The organism is Curvibacter sp. EU05-FHT14A10, from assembly GCF_058791075.1.
The window spans coordinates 37,533-63,445 of sequence record NZ_JBYTDE010000004.1; the positions used below are offsets into that span (position 1 = coordinate 37,533).

General features: G+C 66.8%; 21 protein-coding genes and 1 tRNA gene. 9 read left to right on the plus strand and 13 right to left on the minus strand.

Going from position 1 to position 25,913, the window contains the following annotated elements:
- Nucleotide 1: 1 nt before the first annotated feature.
- The 4 genes from AC3WUT_RS08775 (at nucleotide 2) to AC3WUT_RS08790 (ending at nucleotide 3,455) form a co-directional block, all read left to right on the plus strand.
- Nucleotides 2-241 (plus strand): hypothetical protein, encoded by a 240-nt coding sequence (locus tag AC3WUT_RS08775; protein WP_492346706.1) that lies wholly within the window; start codon nucleotides 2-4, stop codon nucleotides 239-241.
- Between the two features lie 163 nt (nucleotides 242-404).
- Nucleotides 405-1,208 (plus strand): transporter substrate-binding domain-containing protein, encoded by an 804-nt coding sequence (locus AC3WUT_RS08780; protein ID WP_492346707.1) that lies wholly within the window; start codon nucleotides 405-407, stop codon nucleotides 1,206-1,208.
- 28 nt (nucleotides 1,209-1,236) lie between these two features.
- Nucleotides 1,237-2,676 (plus strand): amidase, encoded by a 1,440-nt coding sequence (locus AC3WUT_RS08785; protein ID WP_492346708.1) that lies wholly within the window; start codon nucleotides 1,237-1,239, stop codon nucleotides 2,674-2,676.
- A complete protein-coding gene (locus tag AC3WUT_RS08790; protein WP_492346709.1) occupies nucleotides 2,673-3,455 on the plus strand; it encodes a hydratase in 783 nt (260 codons plus the stop codon). The genes AC3WUT_RS08785 and AC3WUT_RS08790 overlap by 4 nt, the downstream gene beginning before the upstream one ends.
- On the opposite strand, the gene AC3WUT_RS08795 is transcribed toward AC3WUT_RS08790, so the two are convergent.
- The 8 genes from AC3WUT_RS08795 to AC3WUT_RS08830 form a co-directional block, all read right to left on the minus strand.
- A complete protein-coding gene (locus tag AC3WUT_RS08795; protein WP_492346710.1) occupies nucleotides 3,452-3,946 on the minus strand; it encodes a hypothetical protein in 495 nt (164 codons plus the stop codon). The two genes, AC3WUT_RS08790 and AC3WUT_RS08795, sit on opposite strands and share 4 nt — an antisense overlap.
- Nucleotides 3,947-4,208: 262 nt before the next feature.
- Nucleotides 4,209-4,284: transfer RNA gene (locus tag AC3WUT_RS08800), tRNA-Lys, on the minus strand.
- A 127-nt stretch (nucleotides 4,285-4,411) separates the two neighbouring features.
- The gene (locus AC3WUT_RS08805; protein WP_492346711.1) at nucleotides 4,412-5,293 is read right to left on the minus strand and encodes an NAD(P)-dependent oxidoreductase; all 882 of its coding nucleotides are present in this window, start codon (nucleotides 5,291-5,293) and stop codon (nucleotides 4,412-4,414) included.
- A gap of 158 nt (nucleotides 5,294-5,451) precedes the next feature.
- The gene (locus AC3WUT_RS08810) at nucleotides 5,452-6,138 is read right to left on the minus strand and encodes a GntR family transcriptional regulator (protein WP_492346712.1); all 687 of its coding nucleotides are present in this window, start codon (nucleotides 6,136-6,138) and stop codon (nucleotides 5,452-5,454) included.
- Nucleotides 6,139-6,232: 94 nt separating this feature from the next.
- Complete coding sequence (locus AC3WUT_RS08815) at nucleotides 6,233-7,210, minus strand: GMP reductase (protein WP_492346713.1); 978 nt, start codon at nucleotides 7,208-7,210, stop codon at nucleotides 6,233-6,235.
- A 134-nt stretch (nucleotides 7,211-7,344) separates the two neighbouring features.
- Nucleotides 7,345-8,067, minus strand: coding sequence for a hypothetical protein (locus AC3WUT_RS08820; RefSeq protein ID WP_492346714.1), 723 nt, complete (start codon nucleotides 8,065-8,067; stop codon nucleotides 7,345-7,347).
- A 67-nt stretch (nucleotides 8,068-8,134) separates the two neighbouring features.
- Nucleotides 8,135-9,151, minus strand: coding sequence for a Bug family tripartite tricarboxylate transporter substrate binding protein (locus tag AC3WUT_RS08825; RefSeq protein WP_492346715.1), 1,017 nt, complete (start codon nucleotides 9,149-9,151; stop codon nucleotides 8,135-8,137).
- Between the two features lie 34 nt (nucleotides 9,152-9,185).
- A complete protein-coding gene (locus AC3WUT_RS08830; protein WP_492346716.1) occupies nucleotides 9,186-10,373 on the minus strand; it encodes a M20 family metallopeptidase in 1,188 nt (395 codons plus the stop codon).
- Nucleotides 10,374-10,478: 105 nt separating this feature from the next.
- Between AC3WUT_RS08830 and AC3WUT_RS08835 the strand changes: the two genes are divergently transcribed.
- Both AC3WUT_RS08835 and AC3WUT_RS08840 read left to right on the plus strand, forming a co-directional pair.
- Nucleotides 10,479-11,366, plus strand: coding sequence for a MurR/RpiR family transcriptional regulator (locus AC3WUT_RS08835; RefSeq protein WP_492346717.1), 888 nt, complete (start codon nucleotides 10,479-10,481; stop codon nucleotides 11,364-11,366).
- Nucleotides 11,367-11,409: 43 nt separating this feature from the next.
- Nucleotides 11,410-13,875, plus strand: a complete 2,466-nt coding sequence (locus AC3WUT_RS08840; RefSeq protein WP_492346718.1) for a UvrD-helicase domain-containing protein — start codon at nucleotides 11,410-11,412, stop codon at nucleotides 13,873-13,875.
- A gap of 7 nt (nucleotides 13,876-13,882) precedes the next feature.
- On the opposite strand, the gene AC3WUT_RS08845 is transcribed toward AC3WUT_RS08840, so the two are convergent.
- Genes AC3WUT_RS08845 through AC3WUT_RS08855 form a run of 3 tightly spaced genes read right to left on the minus strand, consistent with a single transcriptional unit; the run spans nucleotide 13,883 to nucleotide 16,027 of the window.
- Nucleotides 13,883-14,668: a BPSS1780 family membrane protein gene (locus AC3WUT_RS08845; protein ID WP_492346719.1), complete on the minus strand. Its 786-nt coding sequence runs from the start codon at nucleotides 14,666-14,668 to the stop codon at nucleotides 13,883-13,885.
- A gap of 15 nt (nucleotides 14,669-14,683) precedes the next feature.
- A complete protein-coding gene (locus tag AC3WUT_RS08850) occupies nucleotides 14,684-15,646 on the minus strand; it encodes a homoserine kinase (protein ID WP_492346720.1) in 963 nt (320 codons plus the stop codon).
- 18 nt (nucleotides 15,647-15,664) lie between these two features.
- Nucleotides 15,665-16,027, minus strand: coding sequence for a hypothetical protein (locus AC3WUT_RS08855; RefSeq protein WP_492346721.1), 363 nt, complete (start codon nucleotides 16,025-16,027; stop codon nucleotides 15,665-15,667).
- A 33-nt stretch (nucleotides 16,028-16,060) separates the two neighbouring features.
- Here AC3WUT_RS08855 and polA point away from each other — a divergent pair, with 33 nt between their 5' ends.
- Together polA and AC3WUT_RS08865 are read left to right on the plus strand one after the other, a co-directional pair.
- Entirely contained in the window at nucleotides 16,061-18,949 is a 2,889-nt protein-coding gene (polA, locus tag AC3WUT_RS08860) for a DNA polymerase I (RefSeq protein ID WP_492346722.1), read from the plus strand.
- A gap of 176 nt (nucleotides 18,950-19,125) precedes the next feature.
- On the plus strand, nucleotides 19,126-21,678 hold the full coding sequence (locus AC3WUT_RS08865; RefSeq protein ID WP_492346723.1) for a putative bifunctional diguanylate cyclase/phosphodiesterase: 2,553 nt from the start codon (nucleotides 19,126-19,128) through the stop codon (nucleotides 21,676-21,678).
- A gap of 43 nt (nucleotides 21,679-21,721) precedes the next feature.
- Here the strand turns inward: AC3WUT_RS08865 and AC3WUT_RS08870 are convergent, their stop codons facing one another.
- Both AC3WUT_RS08870 and AC3WUT_RS08875 read right to left on the minus strand, forming a co-directional pair.
- Nucleotides 21,722-22,618, minus strand: a complete 897-nt coding sequence (locus tag AC3WUT_RS08870; RefSeq protein ID WP_492346724.1) for an NAD-dependent epimerase/dehydratase family protein — start codon at nucleotides 22,616-22,618, stop codon at nucleotides 21,722-21,724.
- A gap of 11 nt (nucleotides 22,619-22,629) precedes the next feature.
- Nucleotides 22,630-24,696: a sensor domain-containing diguanylate cyclase gene (locus AC3WUT_RS08875; protein WP_492346725.1), complete on the minus strand. Its 2,067-nt coding sequence runs from the start codon at nucleotides 24,694-24,696 to the stop codon at nucleotides 22,630-22,632.
- Between the two features lie 169 nt (nucleotides 24,697-24,865).
- Between AC3WUT_RS08875 and AC3WUT_RS08880 the strand changes: the two genes are divergently transcribed.
- Nucleotides 24,866-25,771, plus strand: coding sequence for a dienelactone hydrolase family protein (locus AC3WUT_RS08880; protein ID WP_492346726.1), 906 nt, complete (start codon nucleotides 24,866-24,868; stop codon nucleotides 25,769-25,771).
- Nucleotides 25,772-25,913: the final 142 nt, after the last annotated feature.

The window sequence follows — 25,913 nt, forward strand, 5'->3', positions numbered from 1 at the left end:
CATGAACTCTGCTCTTCAGTCGCACTGGAAGCAGCACCAGAACCAGTACCCCCGATTCATCCTGTCGCCTGAAGACCATGCCTCGCTGATGCACGAGATTGCCGTGGTTCGCGAGGTGTTCGGCCCCTCGGCCCTGGAGTTTCCGCGTGACCAATACCATGGCGCGCCGATCGAGATCCGACCCGGGGCGGCCCCCACGGTGGTGGCGTTGGACGGCAGCGAGACCTTGCTGGCGCTCTGAGCGCGGCGGGTTGGCAAGGCCCAGGGATCGCCCTGTTTTGTGGCGCGGCCAGCCTGGGTGGCCCGGTTTTGCACCAAACCAGGGCATCTGGACAGGCCTGTCAGGGCAGGCAGACATCTTGCATGGCGGTGATCTTTTGAGACCCACCACCACAGGACCCGTCATGATTCCCTGCAAACGCCAATCGCTGATCACACTGGCCGGCTCCGCGCTGGCCCTGTCCCTGGGCCTGCTGCAAGGCGCCCACGCCCAGAACGCCCTCGACGAGGTGCTGAAGAACAAGACCCTGCGCCTGGCCATTCCGACCGATTTTCCGCCCTATGGCTTTGTGGGCACCGACCTCAAGCCCCAGGGCCTGGACATCGATGTGGGCCTGCTGATTGCCGACAAGTTGGGCGTGAAGGCCGAGCTGCTGCCCGTCACCAGCTCCAACCGCGTGCCCTACCTGCAGACCCACAAGGCCGATCTGGTGATCTCCACCCTGGGCAAGAACGCCGAGCGCGAAAAGGTGATCGACTTCACCGTGGCCTATTCGCCCTTCTTCATCGCCGTCTTCGGTCCCAAGACCCAGGCCTTGAAGGCGCCTGCCGACCTGGCCGGCAAATCCATCGGCGTGACCCGGGGTTCGGTGGACGACACCGAACTCACCAAGGTGGCCCCGGCCAGCGCCGAAGTGCGCCGCTTCGAGGACAACACCGCCACCATCTCGGCTTTTGTGGCCGGCCAGACCCAGTTCATTGCCACCAGTGCCCAGGTGGCCGGCGCCATGATGGCGCGCAACCCGCAACTGGGCACCGAATACAAGTTCGTGCTCAAGGATTCACCCAACTACATCGGTCTGGCCAAGGGCGAAGACAAGCTGCGCCTGCGCGTCAACGAGATCCTGCTGGAGGCCAAGAAGAGCGGTGACCTGGACCGCCTGGCCGTGAAGTGGCTGGGCCGCCCCGCGGGCGATCTGCCGCAATGAGCGGCCCCATCCGAACAAGCTGGCTCTGATGGCTGGCGAAGCGCTCTGGCGCCTGGACGCGACCGCGCTGGTGGCGGGTTACCGGGCGGGTCACTTCACGCCCGAGCAGGCCTTGCTGGCCTGCCTGGCGCGGGATGCGGCCACCCGCGATCGCCTCAATGCGCTGATCTGGCGTGATCCTGAAGGCGCGCTGGCCGCAGCCCGGGCCAGCACCCGGCGCTGGGCCCGGGGCCAGCCTCTGAGTGAGCTCGACGGTGTGCCGGTCACGGTGAAGGACAACCTGCATGTGCAGGGCTGGCCCACCCGCTGGGGCAGTCGCCTGTTGCCCGAGCTGCCACGCTCGGCCGACGAACTGCCCGTGGCCCGGCTGCGCGCCGCCGGTGCCGTGCTATGGGCCAAGACCCATCTGCCCGAATTTGCCATGCAAGGCATCACTGACAACCTGCTGCACGGCCCCTGCCACAACCCCTGGGACCTGGTCCGAACGCCTGGCGGCTCGTCGGGCGGCGCTGCGGCCGCCGTGGCGGCCGGCGTGGGCCCGCTGGCGCTGGCCACCGACGGCGGTGGCTCGATCCGCCGGCCGGCCGCCCACTGCGGGGTGCTGGGCTTCAAACCCTCGGCGGGCCGGGTGCCGCGGGCAGGCGGCCTGCCCGAGATCTTTCTGGACTACGAGGTGGTGGGCGGGCTGGCACGCAGCAGCCGCGACCTGCAGGCCCTGCTGGAGGTGCTGGCCGGTGGCGTGAAGGCCGCTGTGCCTGAGCCGCCCGCCCGACCAGCCCGCATCCTGGTATTGCCCCGTTTTGGCCAGCACCCGGTACAGGCCGGGGTGCGTGAGCGCCTGGGCCAGGTGGCCGAGGGCTTGCAGGCGCTGGGTCATGAGCTGGTGCAGCCCACGTCGTTCGACCTGGCCGACGATCTGAACCAACACTGGCCCAGCCTCAATGGGGTGGGCCTGGCCTGGCTGCTGGACACACCTGTGGCCTGGGCCCGGCTGGGCACCGGGCAGCCGGCACCGGCGGACCTGAGCCTGGCCGGCCCGGTGGCGCAGGCTGCCTTGGCGGCCGGGCGCCAGGGCACGGCGCAAAGCCTGTTTCGCTTGCTGGCGGCCATCCATGTGCTGCAGCAGACGATGCGGGCGCTGTTCGAGCAGGTCGACTTTGTGCTCACCCCGAGCACTGCCTGCGTGGCCTGGCCGCTGGGCGTCAGCCACCCCGAACAGATCGATGGGCAGCCCGTGGGCCCGCGCGGGCATGCGGTGTTCACCGCCCTGGCCAATGCCGCCGGCCTGCCCGCCATCAGCCTGCCGGCAGGGCTGGTGGATGGGCTGCCCTGTGGCCTGCAATTGATCGGCCCGGCCGGTGCTGATGCCGCGCTGCTGGCCCTGTCTGCTCGACTGGAGCCCCATCTGCGGCAAGGGCCCCTCTGGCCGCCGGGCCTGGAGCCCGAACCCGCCGAGGTCCCGGCATGACGCCAGCGGCCCTGGCCCAGGCTTTGTGGCAGGCCCGTCAGCCCGGCCAGCCCCGGGTCAGTGGCCCGGTCTGCGATGCCTCGGCTTTGCCCGACGCGGCCGCTGCCTATGCCGTGCAGGACCAGAGCCTGCGCTGGCTCGGCCCGGTAGGGGGCTGGAAAGTGGGCGCAGCCGGCCCGACCCAGAACCCCATCTGTGCACCCCTGCCCGCCGCCGGCCTGTTGGCTTCAGGCCTGGCCCTGAGCACACCCCGAGGCGCCTTGCGCGGCCTGGAGCTGGAACTGGCCCTGCGCGTGGCGCGCGACCTGCCACCCCAGCAGCAGGGGCTGGGTGATGCCCCTTTGAATACGGTGTTCGATGCGGTGCTGCCGGCCATCGAGTGGGTGGACTCGCGCTTGGCCCTGGGGCAGGCCAGCCCGGCCTTGGTGCGGCTGGCCGACCTGCAAAGCCACGGCGCTTTGATCCTGGGGCCGGCATGTGCACTGGGCCCGGCCGACCCCGAGCCCGATCTGCGGACCCTGAGCGCCACCCTGTGCTGGAACGACCAGACGGTGGCCCGCACGGTGGGCGGCAACCCGGCGCAAGACCTGCGCCGGCTGGTGGATTGGCTGATCGGGCACACGGCCCGGCGGGGGCTGCCACTGCGGGCTGGCCAGATCGTGACCGCGGGCTCCTGCACAGGGCTGCTGTGGGCGCCGGAAGGTGGGGTGACTGTCCAGGGCCGGCTCGGGCCTTGGGGCGAGGTGGGGCTGAGTCTAGGGCCTGTTAACAGGCCCTAGTCTTCAAGCAGTGAGGTGTTCTGCGCCTTGCGGATCAGCAAGGTCATCAGCAGCGCGGCCGCGGCCGAGGAGGCCAGCACCGGCGATTTGCCGATCACATCGGCCAGGCGCAGCAGGGCGTCGGTGCCCACCAGCTGCACGCGGTCAGCCAGGGCCACCACGTCATCCGCGCTGATTTTCTGCAACTCCGGGCCCAGGCTTTGCAGATCCTGCCAGCCTGTCTGCAGTTTGAGGCGCGCAAACGCCCCATGCGCCACCGCCACGGTGGCCAGCACGCCCAGCGGGGCGATCATGCGCTGCAGCAGGCGTGCCTTCAGCGGCGGGCTGGCGGATTCATACACCTGACCGATCAACAGGGACAAGGCCTTGCCTTGCTCTTCGGGCGATTCAGCCGTCACGGCGCGGGCCAGCTCGGGGCCGCCGACCTGGCGTGCCAGTACAACAGTGGGGAGGCCGGCTGGCACCAGCGTTGGCTCAGTGTTCAAGCTCATGGACATGCTCCTTGAAAGTGGGTTTCGTTGAAGCAGGGAGAGCCGAAATCATCGTCGTGAACGGCTGCTTTTCAATGACGATCGTGGTAACGGCATGTAATGTTTTTGTGACTTGGCGAACCCACTGTGAGCGTTTGCAGCACGCAAGATCGGTTGTCATTGGGTGGGGGGATCGCATTCTGGTCTTGCGGCAAAGCCAGAATGAACAAAGCCCGCTGTCGTTTCCGAAGCGGGCTTTGAGGTTGCCTGTGAGGCTTGTGAGTGGTGGGTCCTGAGTGACTCGAACACTCGACCTACGGATTAAGAGTCCGCTGCTCTACCAACTGAGCTAAGAACCCACTCTTTGTTTTCTTGCCGCTTTGCTGTTCAGCACTGCGCCAAGACCTCTATTATGCATGGAAAAATTCGGGCTTTGCAAGCTTTTGAACAAAAATTTTAAAAAATCTTGTTCAGGGCCGATTCGGGTCAGGTCATGCCGTTGCGGCTGGCCAGTTCGACGAACAGGCCGGAGTGGTCCAGATCGGTCAGGCCGTGCTCGATGCCACTGGCGTAGAGCGATTCGAACAGGGCGGTGACCGGGGCATCGAAGCCGATGTCCTGGGCGGTGTCCAGGGCGTTGCGCATGTCCTTGAGTTGCACCGACATGCGCGCACGCGGGGCAAAGTCGCGCTCGACCATGCGCTGGCCGTGCAGTTGCAGGATGCGGCTCTCGGCAAAGCCGCCGCCGATGGCTTCGCGCACCTTGGCCATGTCGGCGCCGCCCTTGGCCGCAAACAGTAGGGCTTCGGCCACGGCGCCGATGGTGATGCCGACGATCATCTGGTTGGCGAGCTTGGCCAACTGGCCGGCGCCATGGGGGCCCACATGAGTGGCTCGGCCAAACACCTTGAAGACGGGCAGGGCGCGTTCGTAGTCGGCGGCGCGCCCGCCCGCCATGATGGCCAGCGTGCCTTGTTCCGCCCCGACCGTGCCGCCCGAGACCGGCGCATCCAGGTGGGCCACGCCCCGTTCGCTGAGTCGGGCCGCATGGTCGCGTGCTTCGGCGGGCTTGATCGAGGCCATGTCCACCACCAGGGTGCCTGGGCGCATGGCGGCGGCCGCCCCTTGGTGGAAAAGCACGTCGCCGACCACGCTGCCGTTCTCCAGCATGCTGACCACGAGGTCCGCCTGGGCCACTGCGGCGCCAGGGCTGTCGTGCACGGTTGCGCCAAAGGGTTGTACGCGCTCGGCCTTGTCGCGGCTGCGATTCCAGACGTGGACGGCATAGCCGGCTTCGCAAAGGCGGCGAGCCAACGGGAAGCCCATGAGGCCGATGCCGAGCACGGCAATGGTTTGGACGGGGGGCATTGGGGCTGAGGTCATGGGGTCAAGAGGCATTCATGCTGGGAGGGGCTCGATCGACGCATGGATCGTTGTCCAAGCTGGGATGATCGACGAAATGAAACGACCTTCGCTGTCAAAGGGCTGTCGACGTGGCCTTTGGTCAGCCTCGCGAAGGTGCGGGCTCATGGCACGGACTCGGTCGCTCTGGGTTGAAGCACCTGGTGCAGTCGTCCAGTGAGGTGGTCGCGGGCTTGCTGGGTGTGTTGAAGAATCAACGCTTGGGCTCGGTCGACATCTCCCGCGGCGATGGCCTCAGCCATGGCCAGATGTTCATCCCACACACCGCCAGCCAGGCTGCCGCTTTGCAAGACCTGGCCCATGGCGCGATGCAGATGAGGCCAGTGCAGGGCGGCACTGTCGGCGATCATCGGGTTGCCGGAGGCCTCGTACAAGGCCATGTGAAAAGCCCAGTCGGCCTCGATCATGGCCGGGATGCTGCCACTTGCAACGGCGGCCCGGCCAGTCTCGAAAAGCACCTGCGGCAGAATGGCCCGCCGCTGGGCGGCCAGCCCGGCGGCCAGACCATCAAGCGCCTGGCGTACCTCGTAAGCCTGGGTCACTCGCTGTACATCCAGGGGGGCCACCAACAAGCCCCGGCCAGGTGCGTCGAGCAGCAGACTTTCCTTCTTGAGCAGGCGCATGGCCTGAAGCACAGGTTGGCGCGAGACTGCCAACTGGCTGGCCAGATCTTCTTGGGTGACTCGCTGACCTGGGGGCAGGTGGCCGCTGACGATCGCGTCGATCAGGCGTCGGTACACCTGATCGACCAGATCGGTGCTAGGGGCAAGAGGGCTGAGGTGCTGCGGCATGATGATGTATTCTGTATACAGAGTACGATCAAACATCACCCTCCCATACAAGGGTTTACCCTTTGGTGTGGCCCGGGCCCGTGCAGGCCCGCTGTCACATCAGCAGATGTTCGCCTGCGTTGTCTCCGCCCAGGATCACGTAGTTCACCTTGCGGATGTCCATCAGTTTCTTGCCACCCGAGTAGCTGATCGAGCTTTGCACGTCCTGCTCCATCTCGACCAGGGTGTCGGCCAGTTGGCCCTTGACGGGCTCCAGGATGCGCTTGCCTTCCACGTGGCGGTATTCGCCCTTGTTGAAGTCGGAGGCCGAGCCGTAATATTCCTTGTAGAGGCGGCCATCCACCTCGACGGTGGCGCCCGGGGATTCTTCGTGGCCGGCCAGCATCGAGCCGATCATCACGAAGGTGGCGCCAAAGCGGATGCTCTTGGCGATGTCGCCATGTTCGCGGATACCCCCGTCGGCAATGATGGGTTTGGTGGCCACGCGGGCACACCACTTCAGTGCCGAGAGCTGCCAGCCGCCGGTGCCAAAGCCGGTCTTGAGCTTGGTGATGCACACCTTGCCTGGGCCGATGCCGACCTTGGTGGCGTCGGCACCCCAGTTCTCGAGGTCGATGATGGCCTCGGGTGTGCCCACATTGCCGGCGATCACAAAGGCCGTGGGCAGTTTGGCCTTGATGTGGCCAATCATGTTTTTCACGCTTTCGGCGTGGCCGTGCGCAATGTCGATGGTGATGTATTCGGGCACCAGACCATCGGCGGCCAGGGTGTTGACGGTCTCGTAGTCCGGGGCCTTGACGCCCAGCGAGATCGAGGCAAATGCGCCTTGCTCGTGCATCTCCCGCACGAACTTCACGTTGTCGATGTCAAAGCGGTGCATCACGTAGAAATAGCCGTGCTGCGCCAGCCACAGGCAGATGCTTTCATTGACCACCGTCTTCATGTTGGCCGGCACCACCGGCAGGCGGAACCGGCGTCCGCCCAGCTCGACGCTGGCGTCGCACTCGGATCGGCTCTCCACGCGGCATTGGCGCGGCAGCAGAAGGATGTTGTCGTAGTCGAAAATTTCCATGAGAAAACCAAGCTCCAGAAGGGTCGTTGAAAAACGATTGAGCGCTTGGCTTGAGACCGGCCTGATGGGCGCAGGCATCGTGGATGCCGGCCAGCAGAAACCGGGCGCAAGAATCTTGGGCCCGGTGATTGATTCTATCGACCTGCCCCGCTGTCAGGGGCGTTTTTGCATACGGTTTCGCTTATGGCCAGCATACGCCCGTGGGCATCCTGTACCCAGCCCAGCAGGCGCAGCCGTTCGGGGTTGGCTCCCTCAGGGATGCGCATGGCGCGCAGGTCGCGCCAGGGTTTTTGGCCTGCGCGGGGCAGTTCGAGGTTCAGGCTGTTGCGCACCAGAAGCCGGGCCACGGGTGAGCCCTCGGTGCCCGCCGGCAGGGCTTCGACCAGCAGCAGCCAAAGGCTTTGACCTGCTTGTCGGTGGTGCGATTGCCATTGCACCGACGTTCCGATGTAGTCGTTCACGGCCTGTCCCTGGGCCACGCGCAGACGGCCTTGCCGGGGGGCTGGGGCGTGTGATTTTTCAAGGGCAGCCGATGTGTTTTGCCGCACGGCCTCTTCGGTGAGGCCCCAACTGGGCAAGCGCTCCAGGCTGTCGCGGGTGGCTGCGGCGGACAGCGGAGCTTCGTCGCCTTGTTCGGCGGAGGGCACGATCCAGTCCACCGCCACGGTGCCCGCCGGGATGGGCAATCCCGCCGCGCCCCAGCAGTCGGCACATTGGGCCGACAGAAAGCGCTCGCGCACAGCGCGCGGGCTGACCTGGTCATCGCTGCTGCAGGTGGATTGAGCCTGGGCCGTGGCACCCGCCAGCAGGGTGGTCAGGGCCGCCAGGCCGGCGAGGGCGGGGGCGCGAAGAAACATGATGCAACTCCAGGTCGGGTGAGTGCCCGATGGTCGCACAGGCGGTCCGGCCCTTGCCGGGCCGGGCTTACTCGGGCTTCACGTTCGCGCGGCGGACCACGTCGCCATACACCACCAGGCGATCGGCCATCATTTTTTCGAAGTCCTTGGGCGACATTTCCTCGGGGACGATCACGCCACGTTGCTTCAGGGTGTCCTGCATTGCAGCGCTGGTGGCCACCTCGCGCACGGCCTTGTACAGGGCCTGCACCACCGGGGCCGGGGTGTTGGCCGGTGCGGCCAGCCCGGTCCAGGAGGTCTGGTTCAGCCCGGCGTGGCCCAGTTCGGTGAAGGTGGGCACGTCAGGCAACTGAGCCAGTCGGGTGGGTGAGGCCACGGCCAGGGCGCGCATCTTGCCGGCCTGGATGTGGGGCAGCATGATCACCAGGTTGTCCAGGGCAAACTGCACCTCGTTGCTCAGAATGGCCGTGATCAGCGGCGAGCCGCCCTTGTACGGCACGTGGGTGGCCTTGATGCCGGTGTTGAGCATCAGCATCTCGACGTTCAACTGTCCCATGCTGCCGGCCCCTGCCGAGCAGAAGTTGAGCTGGCCTGGGCGTTCCTTCACGTAGGCCAGAAACTCCTGGAAGGTGCGCACCGGCAGGCTGGGGTGTACCACCAGCACATTGGGCTGGCGGCCCAGGATGGCGATCGATTCGAAATCCTTGATCGGGTCGTAGCCCAGCTTGGGCTGCACCAGCGGGTTGGCCAGGTGGCTGCTTTGCGAAGACACCACCAGCGTGTAGCCGTCGGGCTTGGCGCGCGCCACGAACTGGCTGCCGATCGAGCCGCCGGCCCCCGGTTTGTGGTCGATCACGATGGGCACGCCCAGCAGGCGCCCCAGCGGGTCGGCATAGGTGCGGGCCATCACGTCCACCGACCCGCCCGGCGGGAAGGGCACGATCAGGTTGATCGGGCGCGAGGGGTATTTGTCGCCGTCGGCCAGGCTGGCCAGCGGGTTGGACAGTGCGGCCAGGCCCAGGCCACCGGCCAACAGGCGGCGGCGTGGCATCAGGGGCAGTGCAGACAGGGGGGTGTGCTTCATGGGGTGGGCTCCAGTTCAGAGGCTAAAAATCAGGTCAGGTCAGCCCGAGCACCGTCAGTGCCAGGGCCTGGGCGCGGGGCACCAGGGTGTCGAGCAGGCAGAACTCGCGTTCGCTGTGGGCGTAGCCCCCCACGGGGCCCAGGGCGCACAGGGTCGGGATGCCCATCGACGAGGTGATGCCGCTGTCGGCCGCACCCCCGGTGAATTCGCCCTCGACCGCAAAGCCGGCTTCGGCGGCACTGCGCTGGTACAGCTGCAGCAACGGCGCCGGGGTGGGGGCCATGGGCAGGGTGCTGTGTTGTTCGATGATGCGGCCGCGGGTGCGTTCCAGGCTGGGGGCTTCGATGATCTGGCGCACCGTCTCCAGCAGACGCGGCAGGTTGGTGTCGGCGGTGTAGCGCAGGTCGAGCTGGGCGCGGGCCAGCGGGGCCACCACATTGGCCGCCATGCCGCCTTCGATGTGGCCCACATTGGCCGTCACACCGTCTTCCCGACCATTGAGGGCGTGCAGGGCCACGATTTTGAGCGCCAGCGCGCCGATGGCACTGGCGCCCTGGGCCGGGTTGATGCCGGCGTGGGCGGCCACGCCTTCCACCTCGAACACGGTCACGCACGAGCCCTTGCGCGAGGTCACCACATTGCCGCTGATGCGGCCGGGCTCGGCATTGAGTACTGCGTGGCAGCCCTGGGCGGCCTGGCGGATGGCGCCGCGCGTGGCGGGCGAGCCGATCTCTTCGTCGCACGAGAAGAACAGTCGCAGCGGCCGGGGCGCGCCGCCGCTGCGGGCCAGGGCCTGGGCCACCCAGGTGTGCAGCACCAGTCCTGATTTCATGTCGGCCACGCCGGGGCCGAAGGCCTTGCCGTCTTCCACCCGGTAGGGGCGGGCGGCGGCGGTGCCGGCCGGAAACACCGTGTCCATGTGGCCCAGCAGCAGCACCGGGGCGGCCTGGGGGTCTTGCCCGGGCAGCTCGGCCTGCAGGCAGGTGCCGTAGCCGGGCTGGGTCAGCCATTCGGTGCGCCAGCCGGCCTGCTCCAGCGGCGCACGCAGCAGGCTGGCCACTTGCTCAATGCCGGCGCTCTGGCGGCTGCCGCTGTCGGTGTTGACGATGCGCGCCAGCATGGCTTCCATCTCGCCGCGCTGGCTGGCCAGCCAATCGCAGACCTGGCGGCGCTGTTCGGCACTGGAAAGGGCTTGGGCCGGGCTAGAAGGGACTTGAGTCATGGCATGTCTGAAATAAATATTTCACAAATCATATTCATTGCAATATTTATTGCAATGCCATCGCTATGCTTGGCCCCGCCGTCCGTTGTTTTTTGAGAGACCGACATGCTTCTGACCGAGCGCCTGGTGCGCCATGCCAACACCCTGACCGCCAGCGAGCGTGCCCTGGCCGACGGCCTCATGCGCGGCTACCCCGACAGCGTGCTGGACTCGGCCAGTGCCATGGCCGCCGCGGTGGGCACCAGCGCCTCGACCGTGGTGCGCCTGTTTGCCAAGCTGGGCTATGCCAGCCTGGCCGAGGTGCGGCGCGAGGCCCGTGGTGTGGTCAGCATGCGGCTGCACTCGGCAGGACAGCGGGCCAGCGCCACCCTTGGCGCGCACCGCAGCCTGCATGAGTGCATCGACGACGCCTTGCTGCACGACCAGCACAACCTGGCCGCCACCCGTGACGGCATTGACTTGCCGGTGTTTGCCAAGGTGGTGGAATGCCTGAGCCAGCCCCGAGGGCGCCTGTTCGTGATGGCCGAAAAGAACAGCGCCCCGATCGGCGCCTACCTGGTGGCCCACCTCAACATGTGCCGCCCTGGCGTGCACGACCTCAGCGCCGGGGCGCCGGCCGTGGTCGACAAACTCTTGTGGGTGGAGCCACCCGATGTGCTGCTGGTGTTCACCATCCGCCGGTACTCCGCCAGTGCGCTGCACGCGGCCCGGCATTTCCGGCGCCAGGGCTGCGAGGTGCTGGCCCTCACCGACGGCCCGGCCGCCCCGGTGATTGAGCACGCCAGCCACTGGTTGCAGGTGCACACCGCCAATGCCTCGCCCTTCGACTCGTACACCGCGGCCTTCTTTTTGTGCAATGCACTGGTCAGCGCCGTGGCTCAGGGCCGCAGCGAGGCGGTCAGCCAGGCCTTGCAGCGGCGCGACGAGCTCTGGCAGGGCTTCCAGAAGGACCTGGTGCTCGACCCGATCCGGCCGCCCAACCCCGGCCGTTGAGCGCGGCGGCGCCCACCTGAGTGCGGCTTTCTACAATGACGCCATGTCCCCGCAAAATTCTCTGTTCGACGCGCCGGCGCCCACCACCCCTGCGCCCGCCGCGATGGCCTCGCCGCTGCTGGCCCAACTCAATGACGAACAACGCCAGGCCGTCACCCTGCCGCCTGAGCACGCGCTGATCCTGGCCGGGGCCGGATCGGGCAAGACCCGGGTGTTGACCACCCGCATCGCCTGGCTGCTGCAGACCGGCCAGGTCACGCCGGGCGGGCTGATGGCGGTCACGTTCACCAACAAGGCCGCCAAAGAGATGCTGCTGCGCCTGGGCGCCATGCTGCCCGTGAACGTGCGCGGCATGTGGATCGGTACTTTCCACGGCCTTTGCAATCGCTTTCTGCGTGCGCACTGGAAGCTGGCCAACCTGCCGCAGAGCTTCCAGATCCTCGACACGCAGGATCAGCTTTCGGCCATCAAGCGGTTGATGAAGCAATACAACGTCGACGACGAGCGTTTTCCGGCCAAGCAGACCCAGTGGTTCATCTCGGGCTGCAAGGAAGATGGCCTGCGCCCGGCCATGGTCGAGGCCCGTGATGAAGAAACCCGCAAGAAGGTCGAGATCTACCAACTCTATGAAGAGCAGTGCCAGCGCGAGGGCGTGGTCGATTTTGGCGAGCTGATGCTGCGCAGCTACGAGTTGCTGCGCGACAACGACCCCGTGCGCGAGCACTACCAGCGGCGCTTCCGCCACATCATGATCGACGAGTTCCAGGACACCAACAAGCTGCAGTACGCCTGGATCAAGATGCTGTGCGGCGAGGGCAATGCGGTGCTGGCCGTGGGCGACGACGACCAGAGCATCTATGCCTTCCGTGGCGCCCGCGTGGGCAACATGGCCGATTTTGTGCGCGAGTTCCAGGTGCGCCACCAGATCAAGCTCGAGCAGAACTACCGCAGCTACAGCAACATCCTCGACTCGGCCAACGAGCTGATCAGCCACAACAAGAAGCGCCTGGGCAAAACCCTGCGCACCAACCAGGGCCCGGGCGAGCCGGTGCGGGTGTTCGAGGCCAGCAGCGATTTCGCCGAGGCCACCTGGATGATCGACGAGATCAAGAACCTGATCCGGGATCAGGGCAGCGAACCCGGTTTTGAGCGCAAGGAGATTGCGGTGCTGTACCGCAGCAATGCGCAAAGCCGGGTGATCGAAACCGGCCTGTTCAACAACGGCATCCCCTACCGCGTGTACGGCGGCCTGCGCTTCTTCGAGCGGGCCGAAATCAAGCACGCCCTGGCCTACCTGCGCCTGCTGGAGAACCCCAACGACGACACCAGCTTTCTGCGCGTGGTCAACTTTCCGCCCCGCGGCATTGGCGCGCGCAGCATCGAGCAGTTGCAGGACGCGGCCCGGTCGGCCGGTTGCTCCCTGCACGATGCGGTCAGCGCCCTGAGTGGCAAGGCGGGCACCAACATCGCTGCCTTTGTGGCCCGCATCGACGTGATGCGCGAGCAGACCGAGGGCAAGACCCTGCGCGAGATCATCGAGCTGGTGCTGGCGCAGAGCGATCTGGTCGAGCACTACAAGGCCGACCGCGAAGGCGCTGACCGGCTGGAAAACCTGGAGGAACTGGTCAACGCCGCCGAAAGCTTTGTCACCCAGGAAGGCTTTGGCCGCGATGCCGTGGCCATGTCGGCCGAGCAGCAGGTGGCCACGCTCAGCCAGTCCCTGACCCAGTCACCGGCCAGCCAGGGCCTGGACCTGAGCCGCCCGCTGATCCAGGCCGACGACCCGCTGCCGCCGGATGCCGAGACGGGCGAAACCCTGTCGCCTTTGGCCGCCTTCCTGACCCACGCCGCCCTGGAGGCCGGCGACAACCAGGCCCAGGCCGGCCAGGATGCGGTGCAGCTCATGACCGTGCACTCGTCCAAGGGGCTTGAATTTGATGCGGTGTTCATCACCGGGCTCGAAGAAGGCCTGTTCCCGCACGAGAACTCGATGAGCGATTACGAGGGCCTGGAGGAAGAGCGACGCCTGATGTATGTGGCCATCACCCGGGCCCGCAAACGCTTGTACCTGAGCCATTCGCAAACCCGCATGCTGCACGGCCAGACCCGCTACAACCTGCGCAGCCGCTTTTTTGAAGAGTTGCCCGAAACCGCGCTCAAGTGGCTCACGCCCAAGCAGCAGGGGTTCTCGGCACCCTCCGGGGGTGGTTTTGGGGGTGGTTTTGGCGGAGGGGCCCGTTCGGGCGGTGGTTCATCGTTCGGGGGCTCGCGCAGCAGCCTGCCCGATTTTTCGTCCTACACCGCGGCGGCACCGGCCCCGCTGCCACCGCAAAAGGCCGAACCGCCTCAGGGCCTGCGCGCCGGCATGCGGGTGTTTCACAACAAGTTCGGCGAGGGCCAGGTGCTCACGGTGGACGGCAGCGGCACCGATGCCCGGGCCCAGGTCAACTTTCCGCGCCACGGCGTCAAGTGGCTGGCGCTCAGCGTGGCCAAGCTGACCGTGATTTGACCTGGCCTCAGGCGCTGGTGTCGACCACCGGCGCCTGCAGCGCAAAGCAGTCGCGGAAGGTGAACACCAGCGACGCAAAGAACATGGCCAGCAGCACCAGCATGGCCACCATGACCAGCGTGCTGCCGATCAGCGGGCCCAGCAGGCCGCCCACCACACTGGCCAGCAACAGCCCGGTGGTCAGCACGCCCATCCAGGCCAGCCCGAACATCGTGAAGGCCCCCTTGTTGCGCCAGCAGGCCACCAGGCTGAAGAACAGGCTTTTCACGGGGGGCACGTGGTCCCAGTGCACCAGCGCCGGGGCATGCCAGAACAGCAGCGACAGCGGCAGGTAACCCAGGGTGAACAGCCACATCGCGCCCAGAAAGCGATCGTCATTGAGCAGGTCGGCGCTGATGCGCCCACCCACCAGGTAGAGCTGGGCGAACTGCCCGCCATCGAGCAAGGCCGTCAGCCCCAGCAGGCCCACAAAGCCGGCCGCGTACAGGGCGCCCAGCACCAGCATCGAGCGCATCTGCTGGTGGCCGGCACGAAATGCCGTCACCAGGATGGTGGGCATCGGAAAGCGCCCGCGCGAGGCCTCATGGCTGGCCGCCATCATGCCCAGGGTGGCACCGGGGATCAGCACCAGGGCCAGCACGCTGCCGATCCAGGGCAGGATCGTGCACATCGAGATCACGGCCATGAACATGAAGAACAGGCCAGACAGGGCGATGGGCTGCTTGAAAAAAGCCCTCATGCCCTGTTTGACCCACAAAAGGCCGGTGCGTGCAGGAACGATGTTGAGTTTCATGGGGGGCTCTGAGGCTCAGGGGCGCCAAGGGGCAGCGATGCGCTCGCGCAGCACCCGCTCGAAATGGGTCGGGTCGTGCGGCTTGAGCATGGCGGCCTCGCGTGGCAGGTGATAGTCCCACAGGCGTGAGATCCAGAAGCGCAAGGCACCCGCCCGCAGCAGGGCCGGGAACAACGCCCGCTCGGCCGCCGTGAAGGGGCGGACCGCCGCATAAGCCTCGACGAAGGCCTGCGCCCGAGCGGTGTCGTGGTGGCCGCTGGCCAGGTCGATGCACCAGTCGTTCAGGCACACCGCCACATCGAACAGCCAGCTGTCCACGCCTGCAAAGTAGAAGTCGAAAAAGCCGGTCAGGCGCTCACCGTCGAACATCACGTTGTCGCGGAACAGGTCGGCATGCACTGGTCCACGCGGCAAGGCCGCAAAGTCAGCTGACGCGGCGGTGTGGTTCTGAAACGCCAGTTCGGCCTTCAACAGGTCGGCCTGGGCGGGCTCCAGGTAGGGCAGCACCACGGGCACGGTTTCGTTCCACCAGGGCAGGCCGCGCAGGTTGGGCTGCTGGCGATCGTAGTCGCGCCCCGCCAGGTGCATGCGGGCCAGCATGTCGCCCACCGCCGCACAGTGCACCGCCTGGGGGGCCAACTGGCTTTTGCCCTGCAGGCGGTTGACCACGGCCGCCGGCTTGCTGCACACCTGATGCAGCACCTCACCGCGGGCGTCGGCCTGCGGGTCGGGCACCGGGATACCCGCCTGGGCCAGGTGCTTCATCAGGTACAGGTAGAACGGCAACTGTTCGGCCGTCAGGCGCTCGAACAGGGTCAGCACATAGTGATTCGCCACGCCATCGTGCTCGGCACTGGCAAAGTAATTGGTGTTTTCAATGCCGCCCTCGATGCCACGCAGGTCGGTCAGCTCGCCCAGGTTCAGGCGGCGCATGAGTTTCTGTGCCTCTTCGCGAGAGACTTCGGTAAATACAGCCATCGGTCGAAAAAATGGGTTTCAGAACTTGAACACGTTCCACACGCGCTGACCCAGCGGGCCGTTGTTGCCCTCCAGCGTCAGGGGGCGGGCCCGCGAGCCGTCGTTGGACAGCACTTCGTACTCGGGCAACTGGCTGCCCTTGGGTTGCACGGTCACGCTCTGGGTGTGGCCGCCGTAGCGCACTTCGTCCACTTTGCTGCCACTGTCTTCGACATGGATGTGCTGGATGCGCTGATCGCCCTTCTGGGCTGCGGGAGCGGCGGGTGCCGTGGCGGCCGCTGGCGTGGCCGGGGCCGGGGCCTGGGCCCGCGCCAGCGGGCCGCACAGGAGGGCTGCCGCAGCAGCCAGCGGGTAAATGAGAGAAAGGGTAAGGGCGCGCATGGACTTGATTGTAGGCAATGCACAATCGCGTCCATGCAAGACGAAGCCCACGACCCCGCCGAACAAGCCACCGCCGAGACCGGTTCCGCTGGCAATGCCGCCAGCGCCCCGCCCACCCTGCTGCTGGTGGACGGCTCCAGCTACCTTTACCGCGCCTTTCACGCCATGCCCGACCTGCGTGCCGTGCCGGGCGACCCGGGCAGCCCGGCCACCGGGGCCATCCGCGGCATGATCAACATGATGCAGAGCCTGCGCAAGGAGGTGCCTGCCGACTACGCCGTGTGCATCTTCGATGCCAAGGGCCCCACCTTCCGCGACGAGATCTACCCCGAGTACAAGGCCCAGCGCGCGCCCATGCCCGACGATCTGCGCAGCCAGATCGAGCCCATCCACGAGGTGGTGCGCCTGATGGGCTGGACCGTGCTCGATGTGCCCGGCGTCGAGGCCGATGACGTGATCGGCACCCTGGCCGTGGGCGCTGCCCGCCAGGGGCTGACGGTGGTGGTGTCCAGCGGCGACAAGGACCTGTCCCAGTTGGTGAACGAGCACATCACCATCATTGACACGATGAACGGCAAGAAGCGCGATGTGGCTGGTGTCACCGCCGAGTTCGGCGTGCCGCCGTCACTGATGATCGATTTTCAGGCCCTGGTGGGCGACACCGTGGACAACGTGCCCGGCGTCCCCAAGGTGGGCCCCAAGACGGCGGCCAAGTGGCTGGCTGAGTACGGCTCGCTGGAGGCCCTGATGGCGCGGGCCGGTGAGATCAAGGGTGTGGCGGGCGAAAACCTGCGCAACACCCTGGGCTGGCTGCCCACCGGGCGTCAACTGGTCACCATCAAGACCGACTGTGATCTGCAGGCCTGGGTGCCCGGCCTGCCCGACTTCTCCACCCTGGCCCTGCAGGCGCCGCAAAACGAGCCCCTGCGCACGTTTTACGAGCAATATGGCTTCAAGGGCCTGGCCCGCAACCTGGGCGGGGCCGCTGCGGCCGCGCCGGCCCTGGCCAAGGCCAAGGCATCCTCCAAACCAGCCTCGGCGCCTGCCGATGAGGGTGGCACTGGTGATTTGTTCGCCGATCCGGCCCCGGCGGCCGAGGGCGATGCGGTGGCCGTGGCCAACGAGCACTACGAAACCGTGCTCGACTGGCCGGCCTTCGAGCGCTGGCTGACCCTGCTGCAAAGTGCCGAGCTGTGCTCCATTGACACCGAGACCTCCTCGCTGGATGCCATGCGCGCCGAGATCGTGGGCCTCAGCCTCAGTGTGCAAGAGGGCGCCGCCGCCTATGTGCCCCTGGGCCATGACTACCCCGATGCCCCGGCCCAGTTGCCGCGCGACGAGGTGCTGGCCCGACTCAAGCCCTGGCTGGAGGACGCCAGCCGGCCCAAGCTGGGCCAGCACATCAAGTACGACCGCCATGTGTTTGCCAACCACGGCATCGAGGTGCAGGGCTATGTGCACGACACCATGCTGCAAAGCTACGTGCTGGAAGTGCACAAACCGCACGGCCTGAGCAGCCTGGCCGAACGCCATGTGGGGCGCAGCGGCCTGAGCTACGAAGACCTGTGCGGCAAAGGCGTGCACCAGATCCCGTTCAGCCAGGTGGCCATCGACCGGGCCTCGCAGTACGCCTGCGAGGATGCCGATCTGACCCTGGCCGTGCACCAGGTGTTGTGGCCGCAGCTGCAGGCCCTGCCACGCCTGCGCGAGATCTACGAGCTGGAGATCGCCAGCAGCGAGGCGCTTTACCGCATCGAACGCAACGGTGTGCTGATCGACGCCCCCACCCTGCAGCAGCAAAGCCATGACCTGGGGCAGCGCATCCTGCAGCTCGAAACCGAGGCTTACGAGATCGCCGGCCAGCCTTTCAACCTGAGCAGCCCCAAACAGTTGGGCGAAATCTTCTTCGACAAGCTGGGCCTGCCGGTGATCAAGAAGACCGCCACCGGCGCCCGCAGCACCGACGAAGAGGTGCTTGAGAAGCTGGCCGAAGACTACCCGCTGCCGGCGCGCATCCTGGAGCACCGCAGCCTGTCCAAGCTCAAGGGCACCTACACCGACAAGCTGGCCCTGCTGGCGCTGCCGCGTGACGGCCGTGTGCACACCCACTATGCGCAGGCGGTGGCCGTGACCGGACGCCTGTCCAGCAACGACCCCAACCTGCAGAACATCCCCATCCGCACGGCTGAGGGCCGGCGGGTGCGCGAGGCCTTCGTGGCCCCGGCAGGTCGCCTGATCGCCAGTGCCGACTATTCGCAGATCGAGTTGCGCATCATGGCCCACCTCAGTGGTGACGAGGCCTTGCTGAACGCCTTCCGCGAGGGCCTGGACGTGCACCGTGCCACTGCGGCCGAGGTCTTCGGCGTGGCCCTGGAGCAGGTCAGCACCGAGCAGCGCCGCTATGCCAAGACCATCAACTTCGGCCTGATCTACGGCATGAGCAGCTTTGGCCTGGCCAAAAGCCTGGGCATCGAGACCAAGGCCGCTGCCGCCTACATCGACCGCTACTTCCAGCGCTACCCGGGCGTACGCCGTTACATGGACGACACCCGCGCCCAGGCCAAGGCGCAGGGCTATGTCGAAACCGTGTTCGGCCGTCGCCTGTACCTGCCTGAGATCAACTCACCCAACGGCCCGCGCCGCGCTGGCGCCGAGCGCGCGGCCATCAACGCGCCGATGCAGGGCACGGCCGCCGATCTGATCAAGATGAGCATGGTGCAGGTGCAGAAATTGCTTGATGCCGAGCAGCGCGGCACCCGCATGATCATGCAGGTGCACGACGAATTGGTGTTCGAGCTGCCAGAGTCCGAGCTGGACTGGTTGCGCCAGGCCATCCCGGCCGTCATGGCCGGTGTGGCCAGCCTGCAGGTGCCGCTGCTGGCCGAGGTAGGCGTGGGCCATAACTGGGACCAGGCCCACTGAGTGAGATCAGGGTGGGCGCTGGGCGCGCAAAAATGAGAGAAATGCTCATTTGGCGCGTTTCATTGGTAAGGGCCTGTTAACATCGATTTCGCATCGGGCGCAATCAGTGTCAACGGGGCCTGCTATCGGGCAATTCGGCACCAGACGCCGATTGAAACTGGGTTTCAGGAGTTGTCATGTCCAGATGGAGGATGCCGCTGTGGGTCGCACTGGCACTGCCTTTCGGGGGCGTGCTGCTGACCACGATCGGCATCCTGATCGGTGCGCAGCGCCTCACCTCGGCCCGACTCATCGAGGCCAGTGGCCGCAACCTCCTGTTTGCCACCAGTGATCACATGCGTGCCGAGGTGATCAGTCACCTCAACGTCATCTACACCTTGCAACTCAGCATGGCTGACCTGCTGACGCGCCAGGACCTTGTCCACGGCGGCGACATGAGCGCTGTGCAGTCCCTTTTCAGCGGTCACTTCAAGTCCATCTACCGTCCCCACTTTCCCCAGGTCGGCATGATCCAGCTGGGCACCGAGCAGGGTGATTTCTTCGGCATCAAGATCGGCCCCGACGGTCGGCTGCAGACCTTTCTCAAAGACCGCCGCACGGCCGAGCGCCTGATCAGTTACGACACCGACAGCGGGACTGAGCAAGCCGTGATCCAGCGCTACGACCCGCGTCAGCGCCCTTGGTACACCCCAGCCGCCCGCCTGGGGCAGCCGCGCTGGACGGAGGTCTATGTCTCCAGCTTTGGCGACTCCACCTCGATTTCGGCCACCACGCCGGTGTACCGCGCCAATGGCCGCCTGTTGGGGGTGCTGGGCACCGACGTGTCCCTCAACGACCTGTCGGCCTTGCTGCGCCATCTGCCTTTGTTGCAAGAGCATCCCTCGGCCTTGGCCTATGTGGTGGATCCGCAAGGGCGCATGCTGGCCTATTCGCACGTGGAGGAGGCCCGACCGAGCGGCAAGGGGCAGATCCTGACCGCAACGCAAAGCCATCAACCCCTGGTCAAGGCCAGTTTTGAGGCGCTCGGCCCGCTGGGCGGGGCCGATGCGGCAGAGTTCAGTGTGGCGCAGGAGGGGCAGCGCTACTTTGGCCGCAGCACCCTGTTGCACGATGCGCGCGGTCTCAACTGGCGCCTGGTGGCCCTGGTGGCCGAGTCCGACCTCAATGGGAAGGCGCGTGACACCGCTCGACTCGCGCTGGTGCTGGTGCTGTCGATCTCGGGCGCTGGCCTGCTGGTCGGGCTGCTGGTGCTGCGCCGCATCGCCCATCCGATTCGCCAGGCCGCCCGGGCCGCCACCCTGCTGGCGGCTGGCCCCGAGGCGCCGCCGGCCGTGATCGAGGCCAGCCACGTGCACGAGATTGCCACCCTGACCCATGCCTTCAATGCCATGTCGCAACGCATCCGGGCCCAGTTGGACAAGCTGCATGACATGGCCCTGCTGGACGCCGTCACCGGCCTGCCCAACCGCGAAGGCTTGATGGCGGCCTGCCGTTGGCCTGAACACCGTGACGTGACCCTGTTGCTGTTCGGTGTGGACCGGTTTCGGGCCGTCAATGCCTCGCTGGGCCCGCGCGCGGGTGACGAACTGCTGCGCCTGATCGGCATGCGGTTGCGTTCGATCTGCCCGGACGAGGCCTTGGTGGGGCGGGTTTCGGGTGACGAGTTCCTGGTGGTGCTTTTCGGGGCCGCAGACGAGGGCCGTACCGAGTCTTTCATCCGCCTGCTGCGGGGCTGCTTCAACGAGCCTTTTCAGACCGACACCGACGAGGTGCTGGTGGGCGCCAGCCTGGGTGTGGTCAGCGCCCAGGCGAGCGGGCAGACGTTCGAGCGCGACCTGCTGCGCTTTGCCAGTGCCGCGTTGCAAAAGGCCAAGTCGGGTGAGCGCGGCCAGCGGGTCGATTTTGATGAATCGCTGCTGGAGCGCAATCGCCTGGCCGCCGAATTGACGGCTGACATGCATGTGGCCCTCGCGCAGGGCCAGTTCCAGGTTTACTTTCAGCCGCTGGTCAGCCTGGACACCGGCGCCCTGTGCGGCTTGGAGGCCCTGCTGCGCTGGCAGCACCCCCAGCGCGGTGCCATCGGCCCGGCCCAGTTCATTCCACTGGCCGAAGAGTCTGGCCTGATCATCGAACTGGGGCATTGGGTGATGCGCCAGTCGGCTGTCGAGGTGGCCCAGTTGATGCGCGAGCACCGGCTGGCCGACGGCTTCATCGTGCACGTCAATGTGTCCCAGCGGCAACTGGTGCAGGCCGACTTCGTCGACCGGGTGCGCGAGGTGCTGGCGCGCAGCAGCCTGCCGGCCCAGGCCTTGGTGATCGAGATCACTGAAAGCCTGCTGGTCGAGGACGACCCGGTGATGCGCGCCACGCTGGGCGAACTGCAGGCGCTGGGCGTGGGCCTGGCCCTGGACGACTTCGGGACCGGGTACTCCTCGCTGTCCTACCTGAACAAGTTTCCTTTCACCGAGATCAAGATCGACCGCAGCTTTCTGGTGGCGGCCCAGCAAAATGCGCGCAGCGCGGCCATTCTCAAGGCCTTCATCGACATCACCCACGGCTTGCAGGTGCCAGCGATTGCCGAGGGGGTGGAGACCGAGGAGCAGGCCGAGCTGCTCAGGTCACTCAACTGCACCCTGGGGCAGGGTTACCTGTTCGGACGCCCGGCGCCCATGGCCGAGATGTGGCGGCAGTGGGTGCAGTCGCACCCCGTGGCCGACGTCAGCGCATGACCTGTCCCTGACCAGCCCTTGACCCTGGGCGCTGCTGGCCTCTTCAGCCGCGCCAGGCCCGGGCCACCAGCTCGCCGCTGGGGGTGGCCGCATGGCCCAGCAGGGCCTCGAAGCGGGCAGGGTCACCCACGTTGTCGCTGCCCAGCATGGCCAGGGTCTCGCTGCACCAAGGCACCGAGGCCGGGGCCAGGTCACCCAGGCGGGCGCTCAGTGCGGTCAGCGCATCCGGCAGGCGCAGCACCCAGGCCGGTCGGTGGCCCGACTGGGCCCGCAGGCTGGCCACCAGGTCGCCCAGGCTCAGGGGGGCCGGCCCGGTGCATTCAATGATGCCGCGCTGGTCCAGCGCCGGGCCCAACAGGGCCACCACGGCCTGGGCCAGGTCGTGCACCGACACCGGCTGCACCCGCGCCGTCAGCATGGGGCCCGGAAACACCGCCACGGGCAGCCGCGCCAGGCCCATGAACATCGCGCTGCTGGCCCCCCCGTGGCCAAACACCACGCTGGGGCGCAGCACCACCGCGCCGGGCCCACCGGGGGCGGCGGCCAGGGCCAGCAGGTGCTGGTCGGCGGCGCGTTTGGTGCTGGCGTAGCGGGTCGGACTGCCCTCGATGCCCAGCGCTGAGATCTGCACCACCCGCTGGACACCGGCCTGAGCGCAGGCGCTGAACAGGGCCATGGGCGTGTCACGGTGCACCGCATCGATCGGGCGGCTGCGGCTGTCGCGCAGCACACCCACGGTGTTGATGACGGCATCCACCCCTTGCAGCCGGGGCAGCCACACCTCGGCACGGGTGTCGCGGGCAAAGTCCATCGTGCATTCGCCCGGTCCGGGTGGGCGGCCTGGCGAGATCCCGCCCAGCACCGTGTGGCCCGCCCGCTCAAGCGCCTGTTTGAAGGTGCGACCGATGAAGCCGCGTGAACCGGTGATCAGGATGTGCATGGGGCGCATTGTCAGTGATCGGTGCCTGACAAGGTGGGCGGTTCGCTCGTGTCCTTCAAGTCGCTGGCCAGGACATAGCGGGCTCGTCCGTTCTGCTTGGCGTGGTAGAGCGCGGCATCGGCCGCGTTGATCAGTCGGTGCGTCTGGTGCACATGGGCTTTGCCGTCCGGCACCCAGGCGGCCACGCCGATGCTCAGCGTCAGCCGGGGGCTGGTGGGCGAGGCGGCATGGGGAATGTTTTCGGTGCGGATGCGCTCCAGGCAACGTTGGGCCACCTCGCGGGCGCCCTCCAGCGCGATGCCGGGCAGCAGCAGCACAAATTCTTCGCCGCCATAGCGTGCCACCACCTCACCAGTGCGCCTGAAATCGGCATTCAGCACCTGGGCCACCCGCCGCAGGCAATCATCGCCCGCCAGGTGGCCGTAATGGTCGTTGTAGAGCTTGAAGTGGTCGATATCGACCAGCAGCAGGGCCAGTGGCAACTCGTGGCGGGCACAGCGCTGCCACTCGGCCGCCAGGGCCTCGTCAAAGCTGCGCCGGTTGTGCAGTCCGGTCAGGCCGTCGGTGGCCGACAGCGTGGCCAGCAATTGGTTGGCATGGGCCAGTTGCTGCTCTTTGAGCACCAGCTCGGTCACGTCCACATGCACGCCCACGGTCATCTTCTCGGCGGTCTTGCGCTCGTGCACCCGGAACCAGCGCCCATCGTGCATGGGCACCAGCATGGCGGGCCCGGGCTGGCGGTGTGAGGCCAGGCGCTGGGCAGCCCAATCTTCGGCCGTTTCGCCGCTTTGCGGGGCCCGCCCGAAATGCTGGTGAGCCACTGAATATTCGATGAGTTCTTCGAAGGATCGGCCGGCTTGCAGCAGGTGGGCCAGCCCGCTGTACATCACCCGGTACTGGGTGTTGCACAACAGCAGGCGGTCGTCGGTGTCGTACACGGCCAGGCCTTCGGGCAGGGCCTCCAGTGCGTCCATCAGCAGTTGCCGAACGCGCTGGCCCTCCAGTTGGGCCTGTTCCAAGGCCTCGCGTTGTTTCACCTGTTCGGTCATGTCCAGCCGGATCGCCACCACATAGCCCTCGGGCGTGCGGCTCTCGTAGGCCTGCACCCAGCGCCCACCCGACAGCTCTTGCAGAAAGCTGCGGTTGCTCATGCTGGCACGGGTCTGCAGGCGCTGCGCCAGCCATTGTTCTTCCTGGCCCACGGCCTCGACCACCGCATGGTGGCGCAAGCTTTCGGCGGCCATCTCGGCAAAGGGGCGCCCCACCGATCGCGGGTAGTCGATGTGCGGGAACATGTTCTGCAGGGCCCGGTTGTAGATCACCAGGTGGTCTTGCTCGTCAAAGATCTCCAGCGCCGCGGGCAGGGCGTCCAGGGCCCGCACCAGCAGCCGGCGGGCCTGCTGCGCATCGCTGCGGGCTTCTTGCAGGGCCTGTTGCTGGCGCACGAAGTCGGTCACATTGGTGCGCAGGCCGATCAGCCCACCGTCCGGCGTACGGCATTCATTGACCCGCACCCAGCGGTTGCCTGCCAGGCTCTGCAGAAAGTCCTGCCGCAGGCTCTGGTGCTGGCTCATGCGCTGGCGCACCCAGTTTTCTTCGTTGCCCACGGCCTCCACGACCTCACCCGCGGCCGCGGCGGCACGCAAGATGCGCTCAAAAGGCACGCCGGGCTGCAGCAAGGGGGCCACTGCGGGGTTCATGCTGCGGTAGCGGTCGCTGGCCAGCACCAGACAGTCTTGGGCGTCGAACAGGGCCACTGCGTCCGGAAAGCAGCGCAGCGCACCCTCCAGTCGTTCACTGCGCGCCTGGGCCTCGATCAATGCCGCCTGTTGCTGTTGACTGTGCTCGCGCACCTGCCGAACGTGTTGCCACAGCCACATCAGCCCGATGCCGGGCAGGACCATGGCCAGCACGCACAGGACCAGGCCTGCGGCATCGTGTTCCAGCGCCAACAGCCAGGCCGAGCGGGCCAGCGCCACCAGGATCAGCAAGGCCCCGGCCGTGCACAGGATCAGGGGCCTGCCCAGGCGGTGCAACAGGGGGTCGGGGGTGGGGGCTGGGCTGGAGGTGGCTGGCATGGCGTGAGGGGCAGGTGTCTCAGTCTACGTCTTTGTCATTAATTGTTACAAAAAGCCGGGGTAGGGGGCTCACCGAACGCCTTCCCGAGGCCGATCGTCGGCAGGGTTGGCGCGAATTGCCTACACTGCCATGCCTCATCGACCTGCACCTCATCACCTGGAGCGTTTCATGCTGTCTGACGATCTGAAGACTGAATTCGAGGCCTTGCTGCCGGCCGGCCAGAGTGGCGTGGCGGGCCCCAGTCGGCGTACTGCGCTGCAGGCGGCACTGGGCATCGGGCTGGGTTATGCGGCCGCAGCGCAGCCGCTGCAGGCCCAGACGGCCATCCACACCACCGCCGAAGGCCTGGAGGCCGGGCGTGTGAGCATCGACGTCAACGGTTTTGCCCTGTCGGCCTACTGTGCCTCGCCCACCGGAAAGACCCACCTGCCGGTGGTGCTGGTGGTGCAGGAGATCTTCGGGGTGCACGAGTACATCGCGGATGTGTGCCGACGCCTGGCGCGCCATGGCTACATGGCCATTGCCCCTGAGCTGTACAGCCGCCAGGGCGATGCCTCCAAGTACACCGACATGGCCCGGCTGATGAGCGAGTTGGTGTCCAAGGTGCCGGATGCCCAGGTGCTGTCCGATCTGGACGCCACCCTGAAGTGGGCCGGTGCCAACGGCGGCAACCTCGACAAGACGGCCATCACCGGCTTTTGCTGGGGTGGCCGCATCGCCTGGCTGTATGCGGCGCATGCACCCGTCAAGGCGGCGGTGGCCTGGTACGGCCGCCTGGTGGGTCAGCCCAGCGAGCTGACCCCACAGCACCCGATCGACCGTGTGGCCAGCCTCAAGGCGCCGGTGCTGGGCCTGTACGGTGGTGCCGATACCGGCATCCCGCTGGACACCGTGGAGCGCATGAAGACCGCGCTGGCGGCGGGCCCGGAGGCCGCCCGCGCCTCGCAGTTCGTGGTCTACCCCGACACCCCGCACGCCTTCCATGCTGACTATCGCCCCAGCTATCGCAAAGAAGCCGCCGAAGAGGGCTGGAAACGCATGCTGGAATGGTTCAAACAGCATGGGGTGGCCTGAACCCGGCCGGCCCAGCCGCTAAACTGCCCCAAGGCCTGGTTGGCCTGCCGGGCCCAGGCAAGCGGTTTGCCTGATGCGGCGGGCCCGGTCCAGATGCGCAGGGCCCGGCCGTGACCCGTGACCGGCCCCGCCCGACGATTGC